The sequence below is a fragment of the Blautia sp. MSK18_10 genome (genome assembly GCF_020553185.1).
Lineage (GTDB): Bacteria > Bacillota > Clostridia > Lachnospirales > Lachnospiraceae > Blautia_A > Blautia_A wexlerae.
In genome coordinates this window covers 1-5,473 of the sequence record NZ_JAJCGT010000077.1, presented here as the reverse complement: position 1 = coordinate 5,473, position 5,473 = coordinate 1, and the positions used below count along the sequence as shown (strand labels likewise).

The 5,473-nt window shown below is 43.5% G+C and carries 5 protein-coding genes; 2 read left to right on the top strand and 3 right to left on the bottom strand.

Annotation, left to right across the window (positions count from 1 at the left end):
- Nucleotides 1-405: 405 nt before the first annotated feature.
- Entirely contained in the window at nucleotides 406-1,074 is a 669-nt protein-coding gene (locus tag LI074_RS16540) for a response regulator transcription factor (RefSeq protein WP_008705442.1), read from the top strand.
- An 81-nt stretch (nucleotides 1,075-1,155) separates the two neighbouring features.
- A complete protein-coding gene (locus LI074_RS16535; protein WP_118342290.1) occupies nucleotides 1,156-2,319 on the top strand; it encodes a sensor histidine kinase in 1,164 nt (387 codons plus the stop codon).
- A 9-nt stretch (nucleotides 2,320-2,328) separates the two neighbouring features.
- On the opposite strand, the gene LI074_RS16530 is transcribed toward LI074_RS16535, so the two are convergent.
- The 3 genes from LI074_RS16530 to LI074_RS16520 all read right to left on the bottom strand — a co-directional run bounded on the left by LI074_RS16530 (nucleotide 2,329) and on the right by LI074_RS16520 (nucleotide 4,938).
- The gene (locus tag LI074_RS16530; RefSeq protein ID WP_118409699.1) at nucleotides 2,329-3,384 is read right to left on the bottom strand and encodes a threonine aldolase family protein; all 1,056 of its coding nucleotides are present in this window, start codon (nucleotides 3,382-3,384) and stop codon (nucleotides 2,329-2,331) included.
- Between the two features lie 104 nt (nucleotides 3,385-3,488).
- Nucleotides 3,489-3,893 carry a DUF1284 domain-containing protein gene (locus tag LI074_RS16525; protein WP_022381173.1) on the bottom strand — a complete coding sequence of 135 codons (405 nt, stop codon included), beginning with the start codon at nucleotides 3,891-3,893 and terminating at the stop codon, nucleotides 3,489-3,491.
- 169 nt (nucleotides 3,894-4,062) lie between these two features.
- Nucleotides 4,063-4,938 (bottom strand): DMT family transporter, encoded by an 876-nt coding sequence (locus tag LI074_RS16520; RefSeq protein WP_118409702.1) that lies wholly within the window; start codon nucleotides 4,936-4,938, stop codon nucleotides 4,063-4,065.
- Nucleotides 4,939-5,473: the final 535 nt, after the last annotated feature.

Below are 5,473 nucleotides of genomic sequence, written 5' to 3'. Positions count from 1 at the left end.
CCGTCCAAATTTCAAGAGCATATTGTTCTTTTTTCTATTATAATATATTTATTGTGTCAGAACAAGTGTTTTGTGATTTTTTATAAATTTGAGCAGACATGCTCGAATGTGCAATTCATAGTGCAATTCATCCCATCACCTATAGAAGGCCACTGAAAAAGTCCTTTTTGCGTATAAATTAACACAAAATAAAGTACATCAATCAACTTTGAGACACTGTATATAGTATGAAAAAACAGTTTTTCAGCGGCGTCCCTATAGAGGTGAGGGAATTCTTGCTACGGTTGTTAAAAGAACTTTGTAATCGGATATTTTAATATGAAACATTTTCTTTTTTTACACGAATTTTATACTTCGTGTGCTATGATAAAACTATAAATCTAGAAATTCAAAAAGGAGACTATCATGCACATTTTAATTATAGAAGATGAAGAACAGCTCTGCCGTTCCATGGCAGAGGGGCTCCGCATGGACGGATACGAAACAGATACCTGCTTTGACGGAGAAGAGGGACTGGAATTATGTATGACAGAGAATTACGACCTGATCCTTCTGGATCTGAACCTGCCGGGAATTGACGGTCTGGAAATCCTGCGTCAGTTCCGTACCTTCAATACCAATACTCCTGTTCTCATACTCTCCGCAAGAGTACAGATCCAGGATAAGGTAGAGGGGCTGGATCTGGGAGCCAACGATTACCTCACCAAGCCATTTCATTTCGAAGAGCTGGAAGCCCGCATCCGCAGCCTTACCCGACGCAAATTTATCCAGGAGGATGTCTGCCTGAGATGCAGCCGCATTACCTTTGACACACGTACAAGAGAAGCCAGTGTAGATGGCACGCCTCTGGCTCTCACCAGGAAAGAAAGCGCACTTCTGGAATATTTTCTGCTTCACCGCAACCGGATCATCAGCCCTGAGGAAATGATCGAGCATCTCTGGGACGGCAGCGTGAACAGCTTCAGTAATTCCATCCGGGTGCATATTTCTTCTTTAAGAAAAAAACTGCGAACTGCCCTTGGATATGATCCTATACAAAATAAGATTGGACAGGGATATATTCTGGAAGAATAAAAATCATTCATATCTGTACAATAAATATTTTCAGATTTCAAATACTACTATGTCATTATAATGAAACGAAAGGATTTATCTATGAAATTTTATTCAGAAAAACTTTCCCCCCGCAGGCTCTCTCTCCAGTGGCGGCTCACATTGCTGATCTCCGGGCTGGTTATCACAGCCTGTGCACTGATGTATTTCTTCATCAGCCGTTCTGCTGTGACCGGTCTGGAAGGGATCTCCGACTATGTAGTTCTGGTCACCCCCGACAATTCAAACCCGATCTCCATCAATGTAGATCCAAAAATCCTCATCCCTGATCTGGAAAACCAGATCCAGAATACAAAAAACAACTTTCTGTTCCAGAGCATGATCGCCACAGGTATCATTATTCTTCTCAGCAGTATCTGTACCTGGTTTGTCACCAGAAGAGCCCTGACCCCTCTGCGCAGATTCAGCGACAGGATCCGCCAGGTACAGGCACAAAATCTGTCTGAACCGCTGGAAGTCCCACTCTCAGAGGATGAGATCTCGCGTCTGACCAGATCCTTTAATGACATGCTTGCCCGCCTGGATAATGCCTTCTCTGCACAGAAGCAGTTTGTGGCAAGTGCAGCACATGAGCTTCGCACACCCTTAGCTGTAATGCAGACAAATCTGGAAGTTTTTTACAAAAAACCGGAACACGCACCCCAGGAATACGACAGACTTTTCACCATGCTTCAGGAACAGACCGGACGGCTTTCCCATCTTGCGGAAATCCTGTTGGACATGACAGGTCTTCAAACAGTAGAGCGTTCTGACACTATTTCCCTTGCAGCACTCACAGAAGAGGTTTTCTGCGATCTGGACCCGGTTGCAGACAAACATCAGATCCGGCTTATTCAGACAGAAGGTGACTGTACTGTTACAGGCAGCTATATCCTTCTGTACCGGGCAGTCTATAATCTGGTTGAAAATGCGATCAAATATAACCGGCCTTCCGGTTCCGTTACTGTAAGCATTCATTCTGCAGAATCTGCAGTCCTGGAGGTAACTGACACAGGCATCGGTATCTCCCCTGAAAATCAGGAAAAAATCTTTGATCCCTTCTACCGTGTGGACAAATCCCGCAGCCGCGCCATGGGCGGTGCAGGTCTGGGGCTTGCTCTTGTAAGCGAGATTGCCAGACAGCACAACGGCCAGGTAAAAGTAACCCAGAGCAGCGAAAAAGGCAGTACCATTGCCCTGATACTGCCTGAATCAACTGACTATTGATTTTTTCTCTTATTTATTTTTTTCCAGAATCTGAATCAGTTTCTGTGTATCTTCCATAGTAGTAGCCCAGCTTGTGGCAAAGCGGATCACAGAGTGTGTCTCATCATACTTCTCCCAGAATCCGAACTCCACATCCTGGGCTATTTTTTTCATTACATCATTAGACACAATACAGAAGATCTGATTGGTGGGAGTATCCAGAGAAAGCTGATATCCATACTTCTTCAGTGCATCCTTGATCTGCTCTGCAGCTTCCATTGCAGGTTTGCCGATCCGCAGGTACAGCCCGTCCGTAAACAGCTCACCAAACTGGATTCCTGCGATCCGTCCCTTGGCAAGCAATGCTCCATGCTGCTTGATGATCGTAAAGAAATGAGGAATCCGTCCTTTCTGCGGTATAACCACTGCTTCTCCAAACAATGCTCCGCATTTGGTTCCTCCAATGTAAAATACATCGCTAAGTTCTGCCAGATCAGTGAGAGTCACATCATTCTCCGGGCTTGCCAGTGCATAGGCAAGGCGGGCGCCATCCACATAAAGGGGAAGATGATTTTCCCGGCAGACTTTGCTGAGAGCTGCTAATTCTTCTCTGGAATACAGGGTACCATATTCTGTTGGCTGGGAAATATATACCATCCCGGGCATTACCATATGCTCATAATTGGCATCATCATAGAAATCCTTCACCAGCTTCTCAATCTGCTGTGCAGAGATTTTTCCATCTTTCTGCGGTACTGTCAGAACCTTATGTCCACCAAATTCAATAGCGCCAGATTCATGGGTTGCAATATGCCCTGTATCCGCAGCCACAACTCCCTGATAGGATTTCAAAAGTGCATCGATCACTGTGGCATTGGTCTGTGTTCCACCAACCAGCAGGAATACTTCTGCCTCCGGCGCATTGCAGGCTTTTCTGATCTTTTCTTTCGCATCTTCTGTGTATGGATCCTGACCATAGCCCACTGTTTTCTCCAGGTTCGTCTCCATCAGCTTTTTCATGATCGCAGGATGTGCACCCTCCATGTAGTCACTGGCGAAATATAATCGTGATTCTGTATTTTCCATTTTTATCGTTATGTCCTTTCACTGCACTATTTGCGCATTTGACTTTTTTATTCATAGCTTCTGTTCTGTACCGGAACGCTATTCATTCTGTTACTCTATTTTTCTTAGCATTTCTCCCATCTGCTCTTCTGACTTTCACAGATGGAGTTCCACTGACAATTCCCACAGATTTCTTTCCTCTTTCCTGATGCCAGGATTTTCTTTTGAACAACATCTGTAAAATCATCAAATTCCATAATCTGTCCATTTTCCAGACCGCACAGTTCCAGCACTGCATTGTCATATGCTTCTACAAGCGAAAAGGAAGAACAGCATCCTTTTTCATTATTCGGACAGGCAGAACAGATCTCGTCTGTATCTGCATGAAGCTGTATCTTCGCTCCCTTCTGGAAAATATCCAGCATTTCCTGCATATGTGCGGAAAACCCATCACTGTATCCCTCACCCTTGAAATATGCAAGACACATTCCATGGTGAGGGCGTAGTGGAATATTTTTTATAAAAGACATCTTTGTGCACCCTTCTCCTTAATTTTTTAACATATTGGATACTTTAACACAAAGCGTTTTTATTGACAACTTTTTTTATTTTATAGTTTACAATCCAATAATTCTATATACTGATCGGATTTCATCAGACTTACTGGATAAAATCAAAAAATCCTTTTTTACTTTTTCTTCATTTACCAGCCTTAGCTACCCTCATATTATAAAGAAAGGTACCCAATGATGCCAGAATAATCAGCACATATCCTGTAAAGCTGTACTTATCCGGAATCTCTCCAAACAGGATAAATCCCAGCATCGTAGCAAAAATAATCTGCGAGTAATCAAAGATAGAAATCTTCCCTGCAGGTGCATAGGTGTATGCAGCCGTAATCGTAAACTGTCCGCCCGCTGCGAATAATCCTGCCATCAGCAATGTCACAAGCTGCTTCATACTCATGGGTGTGAAATGGAACAACATCCAGGGTACAACCGACAAGCAGGAGAAAAATGAAAAATAAAACACGATAACCGGTCCCTTCACTCCGTGAGTTCCCAGCACACGCACCATCGTATAGGCAATTCCTGCTCCCAGTCCACCGCAGACTCCGATCAGTGCCGGAACAAGTGCCGCATTCTGAAATCCCGGTTTCACTACAAATAAACATCCTATAAACGCCAGCGCAACACACGCAGCCTGTGCCGGTCTGATTTTTTCCTTTAATAAAAGGAATGAAAAAATAATCGCGAAAAACGGAGATAACTTATTCAGGATTGATGCATCTGCCACCAACAGATGATCAATAGCATAAAAGTTACACAGAATCCCCAGTGTCCCGCACACACAACGCAGGATCAGCGGTCCCCAGTATTTCTTATCCACCTTCGGCACTGTACGATTCTTACAGAGAATTATCGCTGCAAACACCGCCGCCACCAGATTCCGGAAGAAACTCTTCTCCACAGACGGCAGATCACCTGCCAGACGTACGCTCACATTCATACAAGCAAAGAAAAACGCCGACAGGATGATCATTATCATACCCTTTATGTAATTTTCCTGTTTCATCAGATTTAACCTGCCTTTCTGTCCATGCAGACAGCTTCTTTTTATCATATGCTGTCTGTCATCTACCTGTTAATCATAGCACGGACAATTGTTTTAGTACAAATAGATTTTTTATTTCAATTCGTCCTAAACCATGATATACTATAAGAGCTGTCGAACCTCCAGCAGAAAGGAGGTGAGTTTCATGGAAGAAATTCTCGTCACATTTCTTGTCTCTGTTTTAGCAGGCGTAGTTAGCTACTACATATGCAAATGGCTGGACGGCAGACACTAGACAGCAACAGCCTAAACGGAACAGCTCACCGTAACGAGCAAGAAAGCCCTCAGAGCTGCAACTCTGAGGGCTTTTGTTTCTTTAGTTCGCTTCATGGAATCTCGTCACATTCCTTAGCTACTGTTAGTATATGCTGAAAAAAATAAAAAGTCAACTTAAAAATAATATTATCATATATCATCCTCTTCGCAGCCGGGTCGGTTAAATGTTACTGTTCACTCCGTTCACAGTAACGTAGCCAAAATTCATTCCAGATTGCCT